This is a genomic window from Vibrio sp. DNB22_10_4 (assembly GCF_052879755.1).
In genome coordinates this window covers 1-229 of the sequence record NZ_JBNNXW010000145.1, presented here as the reverse complement: position 1 = coordinate 229, position 229 = coordinate 1, and the positions used below count along the sequence as shown (strand labels likewise).

General features: G+C 59.0%; 1 protein-coding gene. It reads right to left on the bottom strand.

What is annotated here, in order from left to right:
* Positions 1-229, bottom strand: a 229-nt coding sequence (locus tag ACVA6Q_RS25025; RefSeq protein ID WP_446649280.1) for a hypothetical protein, incomplete at both ends; no start/stop codon positions are given.

Here is a 229-nt window from a genome sequence, read left to right as displayed (position 1 = left end):
GTCGTGCACAATCCCGACGAATTTGACGGTCAAGGCCGAAACGCTCTCGCCGTCAATGCTTACGGGTTTGCCAAGTTTCGCTTCCCCGGCATCTTGCAGGAACTCGATCACCACGTGCAGGTGTTCGTCCACTTGCCGTTTCCAGCGCCACGCCGTTGGTTTGCCTTCGCCGTTGACTTGCCGCTCGAAACCTCGCTTTTTCAACTGGTCGGCCAGCGAGGCGTAGCCC